Origin of the sequence: Aeromonas sp. MR7, from assembly GCF_963899385.1 — a bacterium.
Taxonomy (GTDB): domain Bacteria; phylum Pseudomonadota; class Gammaproteobacteria; order Enterobacterales; family Aeromonadaceae; genus Aeromonas; species Aeromonas bestiarum.
In genome coordinates, this window is sequence record NZ_CAWQXH010000008.1 from 59,645 (window position 1) to 76,313 (window position 16,669).

At 61.3% G+C, this 16,669-nt stretch carries 15 protein-coding genes; 7 read left to right on the top strand and 8 right to left on the bottom strand.

The features are described from left to right. Positions 1-60 precede the first annotated feature (60 nt). Together AACW87_RS04315 and AACW87_RS04320 are read left to right on the top strand one after the other, a co-directional pair. Positions 61-633 carry a DNA-3-methyladenine glycosylase I gene (locus AACW87_RS04315; protein WP_241326657.1) on the top strand — a complete coding sequence of 191 codons (573 nt, stop codon included), beginning with the start codon at positions 61-63 and terminating at the stop codon, positions 631-633. A gap of 254 nt (positions 634-887) precedes the next feature. Further along, entirely contained in the window at positions 888-1,544 is a 657-nt protein-coding gene (locus AACW87_RS04320; RefSeq protein WP_241326658.1) for an OmpA family lipoprotein, read from the top strand. A 282-nt stretch (positions 1,545-1,826) separates the two neighbouring features. On the opposite strand, the gene AACW87_RS04325 is transcribed toward AACW87_RS04320, so the two are convergent. Both AACW87_RS04325 and tusA read right to left on the bottom strand, forming a co-directional pair. After that, positions 1,827-2,174 (bottom strand): RidA family protein, encoded by a 348-nt coding sequence (locus AACW87_RS04325; protein ID WP_043135848.1) that lies wholly within the window; start codon positions 2,172-2,174, stop codon positions 1,827-1,829. Between the two features lie 19 nt (positions 2,175-2,193). Further along, positions 2,194-2,439, bottom strand: a complete 246-nt coding sequence (tusA, locus tag AACW87_RS04330; RefSeq protein WP_103472982.1) for a sulfurtransferase TusA — start codon at positions 2,437-2,439, stop codon at positions 2,194-2,196. A 391-nt stretch (positions 2,440-2,830) separates the two neighbouring features. Here tusA and AACW87_RS04340 point away from each other — a divergent pair, with 391 nt between their 5' ends. Further along, positions 2,831-3,022 (top strand): hypothetical protein, encoded by a 192-nt coding sequence (locus AACW87_RS04340; protein WP_042036104.1) that lies wholly within the window; start codon positions 2,831-2,833, stop codon positions 3,020-3,022. Positions 3,023-3,096: 74 nt separating this feature from the next. Here AACW87_RS04340 and AACW87_RS04345 read toward each other — a convergent pair whose 3' ends face one another. The 6 genes from AACW87_RS04345 to AACW87_RS04370 form a co-directional block, all read right to left on the bottom strand. Beyond that, positions 3,097-4,335 (bottom strand): ABC transporter substrate-binding protein, encoded by a 1,239-nt coding sequence (locus AACW87_RS04345; protein WP_098981351.1) that lies wholly within the window; start codon positions 4,333-4,335, stop codon positions 3,097-3,099. 4 nt (positions 4,336-4,339) lie between these two features. Beyond that, on the bottom strand, positions 4,340-5,785 hold the full coding sequence (locus AACW87_RS04350) for an ATP-binding protein (RefSeq protein WP_042867408.1): 1,446 nt from the start codon (positions 5,783-5,785) through the stop codon (positions 4,340-4,342). Further along, positions 5,782-6,504, bottom strand: a complete 723-nt coding sequence (locus AACW87_RS04355; protein WP_042867409.1) for a response regulator — start codon at positions 6,502-6,504, stop codon at positions 5,782-5,784. Before AACW87_RS04355 ends, AACW87_RS04350 begins: the two co-directional genes overlap by 4 nt. A gap of 286 nt (positions 6,505-6,790) precedes the next feature. Next, the gene (fadA, locus tag AACW87_RS04360; protein ID WP_277606885.1) at positions 6,791-7,954 is read right to left on the bottom strand and encodes an acetyl-CoA C-acyltransferase FadA; all 1,164 of its coding nucleotides are present in this window, start codon (positions 7,952-7,954) and stop codon (positions 6,791-6,793) included. Positions 7,955-7,975: 21 nt separating this feature from the next. Next, positions 7,976-10,123, bottom strand: a complete 2,148-nt coding sequence (fadB, locus tag AACW87_RS04365) for a fatty acid oxidation complex subunit alpha FadB (protein ID WP_241326660.1) — start codon at positions 10,121-10,123, stop codon at positions 7,976-7,978. Between the two features lie 202 nt (positions 10,124-10,325). Continuing rightward, a complete protein-coding gene (locus AACW87_RS04370; RefSeq protein WP_241326661.1) occupies positions 10,326-12,263 on the bottom strand; it encodes an acetoacetate--CoA ligase in 1,938 nt (645 codons plus the stop codon). Positions 12,264-12,453: 190 nt separating this feature from the next. Between AACW87_RS04370 and pepQ the strand changes: the two genes are divergently transcribed. The 4 genes from pepQ to hemG are packed head-to-tail and all read left to right on the top strand — an operon-like array spanning position 12,454 to position 16,419. After that, positions 12,454-13,776 carry a Xaa-Pro dipeptidase gene (gene pepQ, locus AACW87_RS04375; protein WP_241326662.1) on the top strand — a complete coding sequence of 441 codons (1,323 nt, stop codon included), beginning with the start codon at positions 12,454-12,456 and terminating at the stop codon, positions 13,774-13,776. Continuing rightward, entirely contained in the window at positions 13,776-14,393 is a 618-nt protein-coding gene (locus AACW87_RS04380; protein WP_241326663.1) for an IMPACT family protein, read from the top strand. The genes pepQ and AACW87_RS04380 overlap by 1 nt, the downstream gene beginning before the upstream one ends. Positions 14,394-14,429: 36 nt before the next feature. Next, positions 14,430-15,887 carry a TrkH family potassium uptake protein gene (locus AACW87_RS04385; RefSeq protein WP_043557707.1) on the top strand — a complete coding sequence of 486 codons (1,458 nt, stop codon included), beginning with the start codon at positions 14,430-14,432 and terminating at the stop codon, positions 15,885-15,887. 7 nt (positions 15,888-15,894) lie between these two features. Next, complete coding sequence (gene hemG / locus AACW87_RS04390; protein WP_241326664.1) at positions 15,895-16,419, top strand: menaquinone-dependent protoporphyrinogen IX dehydrogenase; 525 nt, start codon at positions 15,895-15,897, stop codon at positions 16,417-16,419. Positions 16,420-16,669: the final 250 nt, after the last annotated feature.

A 16,669-nucleotide genomic window follows, 5' to 3' on the forward strand; every position in this document is an offset into this window, starting at 1 on the left:
CCGATGAAATCCCCTTGTCGGACAGAGAGTCGGGCAGAGAAAAATAACAGGAGACGAGGAATGGAACTGCGCTGCGCCTGGGTGACCAAGGACCCGGAATATATCGAATACCATGACAAGCAGTGGGGGCGGCCGGTGCGTGACCCGCGCGAGTTGTTTGCCAAGCTCTGCCTCGATGGCCAGCAGGCGGGGCTCTCCTGGATCACCATTCTCAAGCGCACCGAGAGTTACTACCGCGCCTATGCGGACTTCGATCCCGAGCTTATCGTCCGGTTCGACGAGCAGGATGTGGAGCGGCTGATGCAGGACAAAGGCATCATCCGCAACCGCCTCAAGGTGCAGTCGATCATCAAAAACGCTCGCGCCTATCTGGCGCTGGAGGCGCAGGGCATCGACTTCGCGGACTACCTGTGGGGCTTCGTCGGCGGCGCCCCCATGGTCAATCAACGGCAGGGAAACGGCGATATTCCTGCCACCTCGCCGGAGTCGGATGCCATGGCCAAGGCCCTCAAGAAGCTGGGTTTTACGTTCGTCGGCAGCACCATCTGCTACGCCTTTATGCAGGCGGTGGGCATGGTGAACGATCATCTGGTGACCTGTCCCTGCCACGGCGAGTGTCAGCAGCCCGCCTGAGGCTGCTTATCGCCCGTGCCAGACGCCCGCCAAGGGCTATCGGTCACACCGAATGGCCTGGGGCTGTCGGTTATCCTCTTTCTTGCGACAAATTCGGCTGCATTTGTAGCCGAATTTGGCCCGCCAAGCGCCGCTGGTGCGCAAAAAATGCTCACTCTCGCCAACCGTTCAGACCTGCGTCAGACAATGGCGTGGTGGCGCGTTACAATCCGGCCCCCGGCATGGTGCCGGACTGTATTCATAGAGGTTTTTTCATGCGAGCCAAGATCCTGGTGCCAGCTCTGGCACTGACCATTGTCCTGACCGGCTGTACTACCAATCCCTATACCGGTGAATCCCAGACCTCCAAGGGTGCCTGGGGGGCGCTGGCCGGCGCCGCGACGGGCGCCGCCGTGGGCGCGCTCTCCTCCAGCAAGGGTGATCGCAAGAAGGGGATCCTGACTGGCGTGGCCGCCGGTGCCGCCCTGGGTGGCGGTATCGGTTACTACATGGACGTGCAGGAAGCCAAGCTGCGCGAGAAGCTGCAGGGCACTGGCGTCAGCGTGACCCGTAATGGCGACGAGCTGATCCTCAACATGCCGAACAACGTCACCTTCGACAGCTCCAGCGCCCAGCTGAAAGCGGCCGGTGCCAATACCCTCTCCGGCGTGGCCATGGTGGTGGCCGAGTTCGACAAGACCCGCCTGAACGTGGTCGGCCACACCGACAGCACAGGCTCCCGCGATCTGAACATGAAGCTCTCCGCCCAGCGTGCCGATGCCGTTGCCGCCCAGCTGATCGGTCAGGGCGTGACCGGCAGCCGCATCGCTACTAGCGGTGTGGGCCCGGATCAGCCGGTTGCCAGCAACAGCACCACCGCCGGCAAGGCCCAGAACCGCCGCGTGACCATTATCCTGACCCCGACTGCCTAAGTCGTCCGGTTTGTGGTAACAAAAAGGCCCTGCCAGTGATGGCGGGGCCTTTTTATTGGAGCCGTTGCGAGCAATGGCGCCTTGTTCTTTGCACCCTTCTCCCCTTGCGGGAGAAGGGCTGGGGATGAGGGGAGCCGGGCATCCCGCTCGGCTTAGACAGCCGCAGTCAGCTGGATTTCCACCTTGTAGCCTTCGTGGGCCGGGCATCCCGCTCGGCTTAGACAGCCGCAGTCAGCTGGATTTCCACCTTGTAGCCTTCGTGGGCCAGGCATCCCGCTCGGCTTAGACGGCCGCAGTCAGCTGGATTTCCACCTTGTAGCCTTCGTGGGCCAGGCGAGCCTGCACGCAGGCCCGGACAGGCGCCGTACCCGCCGGGATCCAGGCATCCCACAGCTCGTTGAAGGCGGCTATGTCCGCAATGTCCTTGAGATAGATGTTGGCCATCAGGATCTTGTCGACCCCGGAGCCGTTGGCTTCCAGCAGGCGCTGCAGGCTGGTCAGCACTTCGCGGGTCTGCTGGTGAATGTCGGCCTCTTCGCTGACGGGGACTTCCACCACATAGAGGGTGCCGTTGTGAATGACCACGTCTGACCAACGCTGGGTGGTGCCGACTCGGGTAATGGTTGTCATGTTTGCTCCGAAACTGGGCTTATTGACCCTTGCGGATCAGATAGCGGTAGGGGGCCTGCTCTGTCTCGCTGGCGATCAGGGTGTGATCCATGAAGCGGCAGAAGCTGGGGATATCGCGGGTGGTTGAGGGATCGTCGGCGCTGACCAGCAGGGTCTCGCCCTGGGCCATCAGCCGCACTTTTTTACGCACCATCATCACGGGTTCCGGGCAACGAAGCCCGATTGCATCCAACTCGTGAGTCGCATCGCAGAATAAAGTACTCATGAATAATCAACCTTCAGCCGCGCCTTCTTGCGCGCAATCGTCACGGGTTCCGGGCAACGAAGCCCGATTGCATCCAACTCGTGAGTCGCATTGCAGAATAAAGTCGTCATTAATAATCAACCTTCAGCCGCACTTTCTTGCGCGCTATCGTCACGGGTTCGGGATAACGAAGCCCGATTGCGTCCAACTCATGGGTTGCATCGCAGAATAAAGCACTCATCAATAATCAACCTTCAACCAATTCAGCTGCCAATGATACTCACGGCGAAAAAATAATCAAACTACTGGGACTGGAAGCAGCATATGTAACCAAAGTGTTATCTGGCCCTATCTAGTCCCCGTCTTGTGAGTAATATAAAAATTGAACCATATTCAACAAGGAGGTGTGAATATGCAGGTCTCCTACGGCAGATTGCAAGCCTACGCAGGCATGGGGTTCTTGGCTTTCGCCATGATAGTGATGGGCAGCCCGATCGGTAACACAGGCACCTGGTTTGGTTCCATGGTGATGATCGGACTGGGGCTCTGGATCGAGCTCAGCGATTACTACGACGAAGATGAGGACGAGAACGACAACACTTAGCTCCCGGATTTCTCCCACGATGACAAAGGCGGATGCATCATCCGCCTTTGTCGTTTCTGGCCGTCGGGAAAGGGCTAGCGGGTCGAGCGCATGGCCCGCTCCAGATGCAGCGCCGTCTGCTCCGGGTTGGCCCTGGGGTCGTTGAAGAAGTTGCTCAGCACATCCATGATCGCCTGGCGCATGTTGGTGGGCGTCGCCATCCCTTCCGCCATGCTGGGCAGCAGGTTGCCCTCTCGCTCCGCCAGCAGGAAATCCTGGTAGGAGCGCAGGGCGCAGCGATCGAACTTGCTCATGTCCGGTTTGGTGAGGGCGGGGATAGAGCCCTTCACCCGGTTGAACTCCTGCTGGAAGCGCGGCGTCATCAGCAACTGGGCCAGCTCGCCCTGCGCCTGCAACTGGGCGGGATCCCGCTGCTTGAACATGGCGATGGAGTCCAGGTTGTAGCTGAACAGCCCTTCGCTGCCCGGGCTGGGCAGGCACTCAATATCTTCACCCGGCCTGTAGTTGCTGACGCTCAGCTCCCCCTTCACCCAGTCCCCCATCAGCTGCATGGCGGCCTCGCCCGTCTCCAGCTGGTTGGTGGCCTGGTGCCACTTCAAGCCGATGAAGCTCTTGGGCACATAGGCGCGCAACTGCTGGAAGCGGGTCAGCACCCGCACCATGTCGGGGCCGGTCAGGGTGGCGCCGTCCAGTTCGACGAAGGCCTTGCGATAGAACTCCTTGCCTCCTTCGCCGAGCGCCACCGTTTCGAACAACACCGCGAGCTGCCAGGGCTCGTTGCCGATGGCGAGCGGTGTGATGTTCTGCGCCTTGAGCCGTTCGGCCACGGCCACGAACTGGTTCCAGTCGGTGGGCGGGGTCAGCCCCAGCTTGTCGAACAGCTTGCGGTTGAGCCACAGCCAGTTGACGCGGTGGATGCCGGTGGGCACCGCCATCAGGGCGCCATTCTGGCTGAGGGTTTCCCGCACCATGGCGGGCAGCTGAGGATACCAGCCCAGGTGTTCGGCCATGGGGGTGAGATCGCGCAGGAAGCCGAGCCCGGCCCACTCCCTCAGCTCATAGCCCTTGAGGTGCGCCGCTTCCGGCGGGTTGGCCGCCAGCGCCCGGCTCTTGAGTACTGTCATGGCGCTCTTGCCGCCACCGCCCTGCACCGCGAAATCGTTCCACTGGTTGCCCTGCTCGGTCCACTCGGACTTGAGCACTTCCACCGCTTTGGCCTCACCGCCGGAGGTCCACCAGTGCAGCACCTCCACCTGGGAGGCGCCTACAGGCAGGGAGAGCAGGGCGACAATGGCAAACGGGAACAACTTCATAAGGTTACTGCCTTGGTAGGGAGAGGGTGGCCTGCAGGCCGCCCTGCGGGCGATTTTCCAGCACCAGATCGCCGCCGTGGGCGTGGGCTATGTTGCGGGCTATGCCCAGGCCAAGGCCGGTACCGGCCAGATCCGTGCTGAGCCGGTAGTAGGGCTCGAAGATGCGCTCGAACTGATCGTCCGGCAGGCCCGGGCCCTCATCCATGATGAAGAGGATCAGCATCTCCTCGTCGTCCATTATGATGATTCGCACCTTCTGGCCGTACTTGATGCCGTTGTCCACCAGGTTGCCGATGCAGCGTTTGAGGGCCAGCGGCTTGCCACGGTAGAGCTGCTTGCAGTGGCCCTCTATGGTCAGCCGCTCGTCATGCAGGTTCATGGACTCGGCCATCTGCTCCAGCATGGCGTCTATGTCCAGCTGCTCTATGTTCTCGTGGATGTCGGTGTCTTTCACCGTCTGCAGCGCCCCTTTGACCATCAGCTCCAGCTCGTCCAGATCCTTGTTGAACTTGCCGATCTGCACCTCGTCATCGAGCAGCTCGACCCGCAGCCGCAGCCGGGTGATGGGGGTCTTGAGATCGTGGGAGATGGAGCTGAACAGCCGCTCCCTGTCGTCGATATAACGGCGGATGCGGTGCTGCATGATGTTGAAGGCGCGGGTGGCCGCCACGATTTCCGACGCCCCTTCCTCTTTGAGCGAGGGCTGGTCTATGTCCTTGCCGAGATTGACCGCCGCCTTGGCGAGCCGGCGCAGCGGCCGGGTCTGCCAGCGCACCAGCAGGAAGGTGAAGAAGCAGAGGAAGACAGTCATCAGGGCGATGAAACGCACCTGGTTGCTCGGCATCACTGTATCGTCGAGCGTCATGTAGGGGGCGGGCAGCAGGGCCGCCAGATAGAGCCACTCACCCGGTTCTATCTCGATCTGGGTCACCAGCACCGGCGGATTGAGCGGCTCCAGCGACAGGGTATAGCGGGCCCAGGAGGAGGGCAGATCCGCCAGCAGGGTGTCGTTGTTGAAGACGTGCAGCTCTTCGGGCCGCGAGAAGTCCACCTTGATGGCCATGGCATCGGAGAGCTTGCGGGTCAGCACGCCCTGCACCTCTTTCAGCACCAGCGTCTTGCGCTCGCTCTCCGGGATGGCGCTGATGTGGATCTCCTCCTCGTTCAGCGAGACGAAGAAGCGGCTGCCGCCCATGTTGCGCAGCTGGTCCAGCGCTATGTGGCGGTACTGCAGCGGCAGGGACTTGAAGAAGTTGACGGTGGAGGCGGCCGACAGCGCCAGGTTGCGGGTGGTGCTGAGCATGCCTTCCAGCTCCCGCTTCTGGATCTGCTGCATCCAGATGCCGGTGAGTATGGTCTGGGAGAGCAGGATGGCGAGCAGCAACAGCAGCAGCATCCGCGACAACAGGGAGCGGGGTACCAGCGCCCGCCAGAACCACCTCGTTCTCATGGGATCTCGTGCACCTCGGCAATCAGCATGTAGCCGCTGCCGCGAATGGTCTTGATGATGCGCGGGCTCTTGCCGTTGTCACCCAGTTTCTGGCGCAGACGGCTGATCTGCACGTCTATGCCGCGCTCCATCGGCAGGCTCTCGCGGCCGCGAGTCGCGTCCGAGATGGTGTCTCTGTCCAGCACCACGCCGGGTTGTTGCAGGAACATGCCGAGCAGCAGGGCATCGCTGCCGGAGAGATCCAGCAGGCTGCCATCCTCGTGGGTCAGCTGGTGGCTCAGGGTGTCCAGGGTCCACTCGGCAAAACGCAGCCGGCGGCTCGGTTCCTTCTCTTTTTCCGGCTGGCGGAATTCGGCGCGGCGCAGCAGCGCCTTGATGCGGGCCTGCAGTTCGCGCGGGCTGAATGGCTTGGCGATGTAGTCGTCGGCGCCGAGTTCGAGGCCGATCACCCGGTCCGCTTCATCGGAGGCGGCGGTCAGCATTATGATGGGCACCTGGGAGTCGCGACGGATCTGCTGGCAGAGGGTAAAACCGTCGTCGCCTGGCATCATGATATCGAGAATAATCAGGTCAGGGCTGTGCAGGGCGAGCTGCTGGCGCATCTCGTTTCCTTCCGCCGCCGTCAATACCTGGAAACCCGCCCTGGTCAGGTATTCATTGAGCAGCTCGCGGATCTCTTGGTCGTCGTCGACGATCAGCAGTTGTTTGCTCGTTGACATATGTATGTGCATCCACCCATTTTTTTGTGCAGATTGAACCTGTCGGGGGAGCAAAAAGCAAGCAAGCCCCCCATCTAATGTGAGGTTATGGGCAATATCCTCCCATATCGTGTCCCGTAAATAAAAAAGGCCGACCCAAACGGGGCGGCCAACACGCAGATTCCGACGACAGGCGATCACCCCGTGTGGCGATCTCCACAGACTCGATGACGGGCCGGCAAGGCCGACCCCAAAAGAGATAATTCTGGCTCGCCCTCGCTGTCGAAGGGAGGGAGAGCCGTTGACATCACACCCGTTCGAACACGGTTGCTATGCCCTGGCCCAGACCTATGCACATGGTGGCCAGACCCAGGGTGGCGTCCTTCTCCTCCATCAGGTGGATCAGGGTGGTGGAGATGCGGGAGCCGGAGCAGCCCAGCGGGTGGCCCAACGCGATGGCGCCGCCGTTCAGGTTGACCTTCTCTTCCGCTACGTCCAGCAGTCCCAGGTCCTTGACGCAAGGCAGGGACTGGGCGGCGAACGCCTCGTTCAGCTCGACCAGATCTATGTCGCCTATGGTCAGACCGGCACGCTTGAGCGCCTTCTGGGTGGCGGGCACAGGGCCATAACCCATGATGGCGGCATCACAGCCTGCCACGGCCATGGAGCGCACCCTGACGCGCGGGGTCAACCCCAGCGCCTTGGCCCGATCCGCGCTCATCACCAGCATGGCGGAGGCGCCGTCGGACAGGGCCGAGGATGTACCGGCGGTCACAGTGCCGTTGACCGGGTCGAACACAGGGCGCAGCTGGCTCAGGGTTTCGACCGTGGTCTCCGGGCGGATCACCTCGTCGTAGTCGTAGAAGAAGCGGGCGCCGCTGGCGTCATGCCCTTCCAGCCCGACGATCTCTCGGGCAAAGCGCCCTTCCACGGTCGCGGCATAGGCGCGGCGGTGGGAGCGGGCGGCAAACTCGTCCTGCTGCTGGCGGCTGATGCCGTGCAGCTTGCCCAGCATTTCGGCGGTCAGTCCCATCATGCCGGAGGCCTTGGCCACCGACTTGGCCAAGCCGGGGTGGAAGTCGACGCCGTGGCTCATGGGCACATGGCCCATGTGCTCGACGCCGCCGATGATGAAGATGTCCCCGTCACCCACCTGGATGGCGCGGGAGGCATCGTGCAGCGCCTGCATGGAGGAGCCACACAGACGGTTGACGGTGACCGCCCCCACCTGCTTGGGAATGCCGGCCAGCAGGGCCGCATTGCGGGCTATGTTGAAGCCCTGTTCCAGGGTCTGCTGCACGCAGCCCCAGTAGATGTCTTCGATTTCGTTCGGGTCTAGGTTGGGGTTGCGCAGCAGGATGGAGCTCATCAGGTGCGCGGACAGATCTTCTGCACGCACGTTGCGGAAGGCGCCGCCCTTGGACCGGCCCATGGGGGTCCGGATACAGTCGACAATGACTACGTCTTTCATGAATGGATCTCCTTTCCGCAATCAGTAGAAGGTTTTGCCCTGGGCAGCCATCTCACGCAGCTTGTCGCTGACGCGGTAGAGCGGGCCCAGATCGGCATACTGGTCGGCCATGGCCACGTAACGATCCAGACCTATGGTGTCCAGATAGCGGAACACGCCACCACGGAAGGGAGGGAAGCCCAGACCATAGACCAGCGCTATGTCGGCCTCGGCCGGCGTGGCGACTATGGCCTCTTCCAGGCAGAGCACCACCTCGTTGATCATGGGGATCATCATGCGGGCTATGATGGCTTCCTTGTCGAAATCCTGTTTCGGCTTGGCAATGGGGGCCAGCAGCTCGTAAGCGGCCACATCGGCCACCTTTTTCGGCTTGCCCTTCTTGTCCTGCTCGTAGGCGTAGAAGCCCTTGCCATTCTTCTGACCGAAGCGGCTGGCGTCGTACATCACATCGATGGCGGTGCGACCTTCCTTGCTCATGCGCGCCGGGAAGCCCTGCGCCATGACGTCACCGGCATGGTGACCTGTGTCGATGCCGACCACGTCCAGCAGGTAGGCCGGGCCCATGGGCCAGCCGAACTCTTTCTCCATCACCTTGTCGACGGCGGCGAAGTCGGCGCCATCGGCGACCAGCTTGTTGAAGCCGAAGAAGTAGGGGAAGAGTACGCGGTTGACGAAGAAGCCCGGGCAGTCGTTGACCACCACCGGCGATTTGCCCATGGCGGCGGCGTAGGCCACCACGCGGTTGATGGTTTCATCGGAGGTCTGTTCGCCGCGGATGATCTCCACCAGCGGCATGCGGTGCACCGGGTTGAAGAAGTGCATGCCGCAGAAGTTCTGCGGACGCTTCAGCCCCTTGGCCAGCAGGGAGATGGGGATGGTGGAGGTGTTGCTGGCGAGGACGGCGTCGTCACCGATAATGCCTTCCACTTCGCCCAGCACGGCGGCCTTCACCTTGGGATTCTCGACCACGGCTTCGACCACCAGATCCACGTGCTTGACGTTGTCATAGCTCAGGGTCGGGGTGATGGCGGAGAGCACCTGGCCCATCTTGATGCCATCGATGCGGCCCTTCTCGAGCTGACCGTTGAGCAGCTTGGTGGCTTCACCCATGCCGAGCGCCAGCGCCTTCTCGTTGATGTCCTTCATCACAGCCGGAATGCCCTTGCTGGCAGACTGGTAGGCGATGCCGCCCCCCATGATGCCGGCACCCAGCACGGCGGCGTGGCTTGTGGCCTTGGCTGCCTGCTTGGCGGCCTTCTTGGCCAGCGCCTTGATGTGCTGATCGTTGAGGAAGATACCGACCAGCGCCTTGGCCACGTCTGTCTTGGCCAGCTTGATAAAGCCCTGTGCCTCGACGACGAGCGCCTCGTCACGGCTCATGCCGGCGGCGGCTTCGACGGTTTTAACCGCCGTCATGGGGGCCGGATAGTGTTTGCCCGCCACGGCGGCAACCATGCCGGCGGCGGTGCTGAAGCTCATCATGGCTTCCAGCTTGGAGAGACGCAGCGGGGCCTTCTTGGCGGCGCGGCGGCTCTGCCAGTTCAGCTTGCCCGCGATGGCGTCTTTTATCATCTGCACGGCGGCGCTGTGCAGTGCCTCGGGAGCGACCACGGCATCGACGGCACCCACCTTGAGGGCGTCATCGGCACGGTAATCCTTGCCTGTGGTGATCCACTCCAGCGCGTTGTCGGCGCCGATGAGGCGCGGCAGACGAACCGTGCCGCCAAAGCCCGGCATGATGCCGAGTTTGGTCTCGGGCAGGCCAATCTTGGCACTGGTGTCGGCCAGACGAAAATCGGTGGAGAGTATGGTCTCGCAGCCGCCGCCGAGGGCATGGCCCTTGATGGCACAGAGGGTCGGCACCGGCAGATCTTCAATGGCGCTGAAGATGTCGTTGGCCTTTTTCAGCCAGCCGAGCAGATCTTCTTGCGGCAGATCGAACAGTTCCAGGAATTCGGTAATGTCGGCGCCGACGATAAAGGCGTCTTTGCCGGAGGTGAGGATCAGACCTTTTAGTTCACGTTCTTGTTTTAATGCGGCGATCGCTTCGCTCAGTGAGAGCAGGGTAGCGCGATCCAGCTTGTTGACTGAACCCGGGGCATCAAACCTCAGTTCGGCAATGCCGTTTTCGAGGTAGCTGACCGACAGGGTTTCGCCTTGGTAGATCATGAGAGTGTCTCCTTGTTCCCACTCGGTGGGGGGTGTTGCTCCTTTATCCCCAGCAGGGGGCGAGGCTCACTATTGATCCAAAAGAAGACAATTTCAACACCTATTTAAAACATTTGTTTAACAGATCTCGAGTAAAAGCTTGCCTCAGACTAACAGCCAAAATAAAGGCGTCTCATGACGCCTTTATTAACCTTGTGTGCCCTCAGCTGGCCAGCTCGGGCCTGTCGCGATACTGGCTCAGCACCTCGGGATCGGCGAGGGCATGAGTGTTGTTGACGGGTCTGTTGTGCACCACTTCCCGCACAGCCAGCTCCACTATCTTGCCGGACTTGGTGCGGGGAATGGCATCCACCTGCAGTATGCGGGCGGGCACATGGCGGGCGGTGCAGTGCTGCCTTACTTGCTGGCGAATTCGCTCGCGCAGTGGCTCGTCCAGCTTGAGGCCGGGCTTGAGCTTGACGAACAGCACCACCCGCTCGTCCTGCTGCCACTGCTGGCCTATGACTATGCTCTCTTCCACCTCGTCCAGCTGCTCCACGTAGCGATAGATCTCGCTGGTGCCGATGCGCACGCCCCCCGGATTGAGGGTGGCGTCGGAGCGACCATAGAAGAGGATGCCGCCGGTGTCGGTCAGCTCGATCCAGTCGCCGTGGCACCAGATGTTGTCGAACCGCTCGAAATAGGCGGCGTGGTATTTGTCGCCGCTATCGTCGCCCCAGAAGCCGATGGGTTGGGCCGGGAATGGCTTGGTGCAGACCAGCTCCCCCTTCTCGCCCTGTACCGGCTGGCCCGCCTCGTTGAACACCTGCACCGCGAGGCCGAGGCCGCGTCCCTGGCTCTCGCCGCGATAGACGGGGCTGATGGGATTGCCGATGACGAAGCAGGAGCAGATGTCGGTGCCGCCCGAGATGGAGCTGAGCTGTACATCTTTTTTGATCTGCTGGTAGACGTAGTCGAACCCTTCCGGCGACAGCACGGAGCCCGTGCTGCAGATGAGCCGCAGCTGCGGCAACTCGTGGGTCTTGATGGGGGCATAACCCTGCTTGTGCAGGGCATCCAGATACTTGGCCGAGGTGCCGAACAGGGCGACCTGCTCGTCGCGCGCCATATCCCACAGTACATTACCGTCCGGATAGAAGGGGGAGCCGTCATAGAGCACCAGAGTCGCGCCGGAGGCGAGCGCACTCACCAGCCAGTTCCACATCATCCAGCCGCAGGTGGTGAAGTAGAACACCCGCTCTCCCGGCTTGATGTCGCAGTGCAGCTGGTGCTCTTTGAGATGTTGCAGCAGGGTGCCGCCTATGCCGTGCACTATGCACTTGGGCTTGCCAGTGGTGCCGGACGAATAGAGGATGTAGAGCAGATCGTTGAAGCCCATGGGCTCGAAGCGAAGGATGGCATCCGGCTGGCTCGCCAGCAGGTGCTGCCAGTCGTGGCCAAGCCGCAGGGGATTGCCGAGCAGCGGGATCAGCACAGTCTGCTCTATGCTGTCGATCTGGCCGACCACGCCCGCCACTTTGTCCTGAATGTCGATGGCCTTGCCGTTGTAGCGGTAGCCGTCCACCGCAAACAGCACCCGCGGCCGGGTCTGGCCGAAGCGCTCCACCACGCTGGCCTCGCCAAAGTCGGGGCTGGTGGAGGTCCAGATAGCGCCCAGGCTGGTGGTTGCCAGCATGGCCACCACGGTTTCCGGGATATTGGGCAGGTAGGCGGCGACCACGTCGCCACTGCCTATGCCCTGGCTGCGCAGCCACTGGGCCAGCCTGGCCACCTGATCCGCCAGCTCACGCCAGCTCAGGGTACGGCTTGGGCTGCCTTCGATGCGGGAGATAATGGCCGGGCTCTCATCCTGACGGCGCAGCAGGTTTTCGGCAAAGTTGAGCCGGCTGTCGGGGAACCAGCGGGTGCGCTGCATATCCTGGCGGTTTTCTGCCACTATGTCCCCCAGCTCGCCCTTGACGCCGCAGTGTTGCCACACCAGCGGCCAGAAGCGGGTGGTCTTTTCCACCGACCACTGGTAGAGCTGGGCATAGTTGTGCAGCTGCAGGCCATGGAAGCGGTTGACCTCGGCCATAAACTGCTGGAGGTTGGATTGTTGAATCCGTTCCTGATCCGGTTGCCACAGGCAAAGGTTGTGCATGAGTAGTCCCTGACTGCATGTATCTACCGGCAGTGTATTGAATTGTTTTTTATTTGTTAATGGTTGGTTTTTGTTTCATAACAAAAGCCTTGTAACGTATGCGTTACCTCACGAAGCGATAGCTTGACGGTTCGAGCCTTGATTCGCTTGATGTTATGCTGAAATCACATTTCTCCCGGAGCAGGACGCCATGAGCAGCTACAGCCAACTTTTTGCCCAGCACCTAGATACCTTGCAGCAGCGCACCCGCGACATACTGCAACAGCAGGGGCTCAGCGGCCTGGCCATCCACTCCGGCCAGACCCACCGCATCTTCCTCGACGACCAGGATTATCCCTTCAAGGTGAATCCGCACTTCAAGGCCTGGCTGCCGGTGCTGGACAACCCCCACTGCTGGTTGCTGGTGGATGGCGTGAACAAGCCGGTGTTGCTGTTCTACCGGCCGGTGGATTTCTGGCACAAGGTGGCGGATTTGCCCAATGCCTTCTGGGTCGACTTCTTCGATATCCGCTTTTTGACGAGGCCGGAGCAGGTTGCCGATCACCTGCCCGCCGGCAAGCAGGAGTGGGCCTATCTGGGGGGCCACCTCGAGGTCGCCGAGTTGCTGGGGCTGGGTCAGCCCAATCCGGAGGCAGTGCTCAACTATCTGCACTATCACCGCGCCTACAAGACGCCCTATGAGCTGGAGTGCCTGCGCGAAGCAAACCGCATCGGCGTGCGCGGCCATGTCGCGGCCAAGGATTCCTTCATGGCGGGGGCGAGCGAGTTCGAGATCAATCTGGCCTACATGAAGGCGGTCGGGCAGGGGGCCAATGAGGCGCCGTACGGCAATATCGTCGCCATCAACCGCAATGCGGCCATCCTCCACTACACCCATCTCTCCGCCCTGCGGGTGCCGGATGCGGAGCGCCACTCCTTCCTCATCGATGCCGGGGTGGATTTTCACGGTTATGCCTCCGACATCACCCGTACCTGGGCCTGGCGCCGTGGCGAGTTTGCCGATCTGATCGCTGCACTGGATGCGCAGCAGCAGGAGATCATCGAGGAGATCAAACCGGGTCGTCGTTACAACGAGCTGCATCTGCAGATGCACCACAGGCTGGCGCGCTTGCTGCAAGCGGTCGAACTGGTGGACATGTCGGTGGACGAGATGATCCACACAGGGGTGACCAACGTCTTCTTCCCCCATGGTCTGGGTCATTTCCTGGGCCTGCAGGTGCACGATGCGGGCGGCTTCATGCAGGACGAGCGCGGCACTCACCTGGCTGCTCCCGACCAGTTCCCCTATTTGCGCTGTACTCGGGTGATGGAGGTGGGCCAGGTGTTCACCATAGAGCCGGGCCTCTACTTCATCGACAGCCTGCTGGAGCCGCTGCGTCAGGGCGAGCAGGGCAAGCGGGTCAACTGGAACAAGGTGGAGGCGCTGCGTCCGTTTGGTGGCATCCGCATCGAGGACAACATAGTGTTGCACGCCAACGGGGTGGAGAACCTGACCAGACAAGCGGGACTCTGATGACGGCAGACTATGCCATTCCGGCCGCGCCGCTGGCGGTGAGTGAAGAGATCAAGAAGAGCCGCTTCATCACCCTGATCGCGCACACCCCGACGGTCGAGGCCGCCAAGGCGTGGGTCAACGAGATAAGGCAGCAACACCCCGGGGCCCGGCATCACTGCTGGGCCTTTGTCGCCGGTGCACCGCAGGACAGCCAGGTTTACGGTTTCAGTGACGATGGTGAGCCCTCGGGGACGGCCGGCAAGCCCATGCTGGCCCAGCTGATGGGCTCAGGACTCGGTGAGGTGGCTGCAGTGGTGGTGCGTTACTACGGCGGCGTGCTGTTGGGCACCGGCGGTCTGGTCAAGGCCTATGGCGGTGGCGTGGGCGCCGCGCTCAAGCGACTCGAGACCCGGGTCAAGCGCCAGCAGACACCCTCGATCATCCAGTGTGACTATGCCGACATGGGGGTGGTGGAGGCGCTGCTCGGCAGCCATCACGGCCAGTTGCTGGAGGCCGACTATGGCTCCCGTGTCACCCTGCGGGTTGCGTGGGGATCCGCTGTTTGGGCCCAGGTTGACCGAGAATTGACCGACCGGACCCATGGACGGGTATCCCTTCGCCCCTTAGATGGCTAGAATCCATCGCTCTTTTAGCCTGAAGAGGGAGCCGGAATGCAGATTCTGAGCATCATTCGTATCGTTGGCCTGCTGGTCGCGCTATTCAGTTCGACCATGCTGCTGCCCGCGATGGTTGCTTTTGGGTACCGTGACGGTGGCGGTGCCGAGTTTGTCAATGCCTTCTTCATCGCCCTGCTGCTCGGTGCTCTGCTCTGGTTCCCCAACCGCCATCATAAGAAAGACCTCAGATCCAAGGAGGGTTTTCTTATCGTGGTGCTGTTCTGGGTGGTGCTGGGCAGCGTGGGGGCCTTGCCGTTTCTGCTGGGAGAGGTGCCCGGCATGACGGTCTCCGAGGCCTTCTTCGAATCCTTCTCCGGCCTGACGACCACGGGGGCGACCGTGCTGACCGGGTTGGACAATCTGCCCAAGGCCTTCCTCTTCTACCGCCAGTTGCTGCAGTGGCTCGGTGGCATGGGGATCATAGTGTTGGCGGTGGCCATACTGCCGCTGCTCGGTATCGGGGGCATGCAGCTCTACCGCGCCGAGATCCCCGGACCGGTCAAGGACAACAAGGTGACGCCGCGCATCGCCGAGACGGCCAAGGCACTCTGGTTCATCTACCTGTTGCTGACCATGCTCTGCGCTCTGGCGTACTGGCTGGCCGGCATGACGCTGTTCGATGCCATCTGCCACTCCTTCTCCACCCTGTCGGTGGGGGGCTTCTCGACCCATGACGCCAGTATCGGCTTCTTCAACAGCCCGGCCATCAACCTGATCACTGTGCTGTTCCTGCTGCTGGCCAGCGTCAACTTCGCTCTGCACTTCATGGTGTTTGCCCACAAGCCGGTCCGCTTGAGCAGCTATCTGCGCGATCCCGAATTGAAGGTGTTTCTGGCAATCCAGGCGACCCTGGTGCTGATTTGCTTCATCGCCTTGCTGACCCACGGCCACTACGCCACCTGGCAGGAGGCGCTCAACCACGGTCTGTTTCAGGCGGTGTCCCTCGGTACAACTACGGGGTATAGCACGACCAGCTATGCCGACTGGCCTTCTTTCCTGCCCATGCTGCTGATGTTCTCCGCCTTTATTGGCTGTTGTGCCGGCAGCACCGGGGGCGGCATCAAGGTCATGCGCTTCATGATCCTGTTCCTGCAGGGGATGCGCGAGCTCAAGCGACTGGTACACCCACGCGCCATCTATACCCTCAAACTGGGACGCCGCGCGGTGCCCGAGCGGATCGTCGAGGCGGTGTGGGGCTACTTTGCCACCTACATCATCCTGTTCTTCATCTTTATGCTGCTGTTGCTGATGACAGGGTTGAACGAGGTGACCGCATTCACGGCCGTGGCAGCCGCCTTCACCAACGTGGGGCCCGGGCTGGGCGAGGTCTCCAGCAACTTTGGCAATATATCGGCGACGGCCCAGTGGATCCTGATAGTCGCCATGCTGTTTGGTCGATTGGAAATTTTCACGCTTCTGGTACTGTTTACCCCCGCATTCTGGCGTAGTTGAGGTAGGTATGGACAAGATTTTGGTGCTTTATTCCTCTCGGGATGGGCAAACACGGAAAATCGTGGATGTCATGCTGGAGGAAATGCCAGGCTGCGAGGTGGTGAGGCATGACCTGCACACTCTGCCCATGTGCAACCTCAGCAAGTTCAAGAAGGTATTGATCGGTGCCTCCATTCGTTACGGCAACTTCCATCCCAGCCTGCTCAGCTTTATCCATGCGCACCATGAACAGCTGGAGGTGGCCAATGCGGCCTTCTTCTGCGTCAACCTGACCGCGCGCAAGCCGGAGAAGCAGACGCCGCAGACCAATGCCTATATGAAGAAGTTCCTGCGTCTCTCCCCCTGGAAGCCGAGAACCCTGGGGGTGTTTGCCGGCGCACTGCAGTACTCCCGCTACAACTGGTGGCAGACCCGCATCATTCAGCTGATCATGAAGATCACAGGTGGCAGTACGGATACCAGCAAGGACCTCGAGTTTACCGATTGGGAAAAGGTGCGCAGTTTTGCCCGTGAATTCTGGTCAAAAAGATAGCAACTCCGCGCCATTGCTGGCTTGAGCCTCGCGGATGCGGGGCTTTTTGTTTGATAAATAGGCATTCGAACCGCTAAACGGCAAAAAGTGCCATTTTTCGCAGATTTCCTCTTGTCATCCCGACGCGGCTCCCTATAATGCGCCCCTACCAGCACGGCGGAACACGCCAACCTGATGAGCCAGCTTCCTAGCGAAGTGGGCGCCGAAAGAAAAGCGAAAACAATCGCTTGACTTTCGAAGTGAGGAGCGT

Coding starts and splice junctions, on each gene's coding strand:
- AACW87_RS04315 (WP_241326657.1), top strand. CDS start 61: ATGGAACTGCGCTGCGCCTGGGTGACCAAGGACCCGGAATATATCGAA.
- AACW87_RS04320 (WP_241326658.1), top strand. CDS start 888: ATGCGAGCCAAGATCCTGGTGCCAGCTCTGGCACTGACCATTGTCCTG.
- AACW87_RS04325 (WP_043135848.1), bottom strand. CDS start 2,174: ATGACAACCATTACCCGAGTCGGCACCACCCAGCGTTGGTCAGACGTG.
- tusA (WP_103472982.1), bottom strand. CDS start 2,439: ATGAGTACTTTATTCTGCGATGCGACTCACGAGTTGGATGCAATCGGG.
- AACW87_RS04340 (WP_042036104.1), top strand. CDS start 2,831: ATGCAGGTCTCCTACGGCAGATTGCAAGCCTACGCAGGCATGGGGTTC.
- AACW87_RS04345 (WP_098981351.1), bottom strand. CDS start 4,335: ATGAAGTTGTTCCCGTTTGCCATTGTCGCCCTGCTCTCCCTGCCTGTA.
- AACW87_RS04350 (WP_042867408.1), bottom strand. CDS start 5,785: ATGAGAACGAGGTGGTTCTGGCGGGCGCTGGTACCCCGCTCCCTGTTG.
- AACW87_RS04355 (WP_042867409.1), bottom strand. CDS start 6,504: ATGTCAACGAGCAAACAACTGCTGATCGTCGACGACGACCAAGAGATC.
- fadA (WP_277606885.1), bottom strand. CDS start 7,954: ATGAAAGACGTAGTCATTGTCGACTGTATCCGGACCCCCATGGGCCGG.
- fadB (WP_241326660.1), bottom strand. CDS start 10,123: ATGATCTACCAAGGCGAAACCCTGTCGGTCAGCTACCTCGAAAACGGC.
- AACW87_RS04370 (WP_241326661.1), bottom strand. CDS start 12,263: ATGCACAACCTTTGCCTGTGGCAACCGGATCAGGAACGGATTCAACAA.
- pepQ (WP_241326662.1), top strand. CDS start 12,454: ATGAGCAGCTACAGCCAACTTTTTGCCCAGCACCTAGATACCTTGCAG.
- AACW87_RS04380 (WP_241326663.1), top strand. CDS start 13,776: ATGACGGCAGACTATGCCATTCCGGCCGCGCCGCTGGCGGTGAGTGAA.
- AACW87_RS04385 (WP_043557707.1), top strand. CDS start 14,430: ATGCAGATTCTGAGCATCATTCGTATCGTTGGCCTGCTGGTCGCGCTA.
- hemG (WP_241326664.1), top strand. CDS start 15,895: ATGGACAAGATTTTGGTGCTTTATTCCTCTCGGGATGGGCAAACACGG.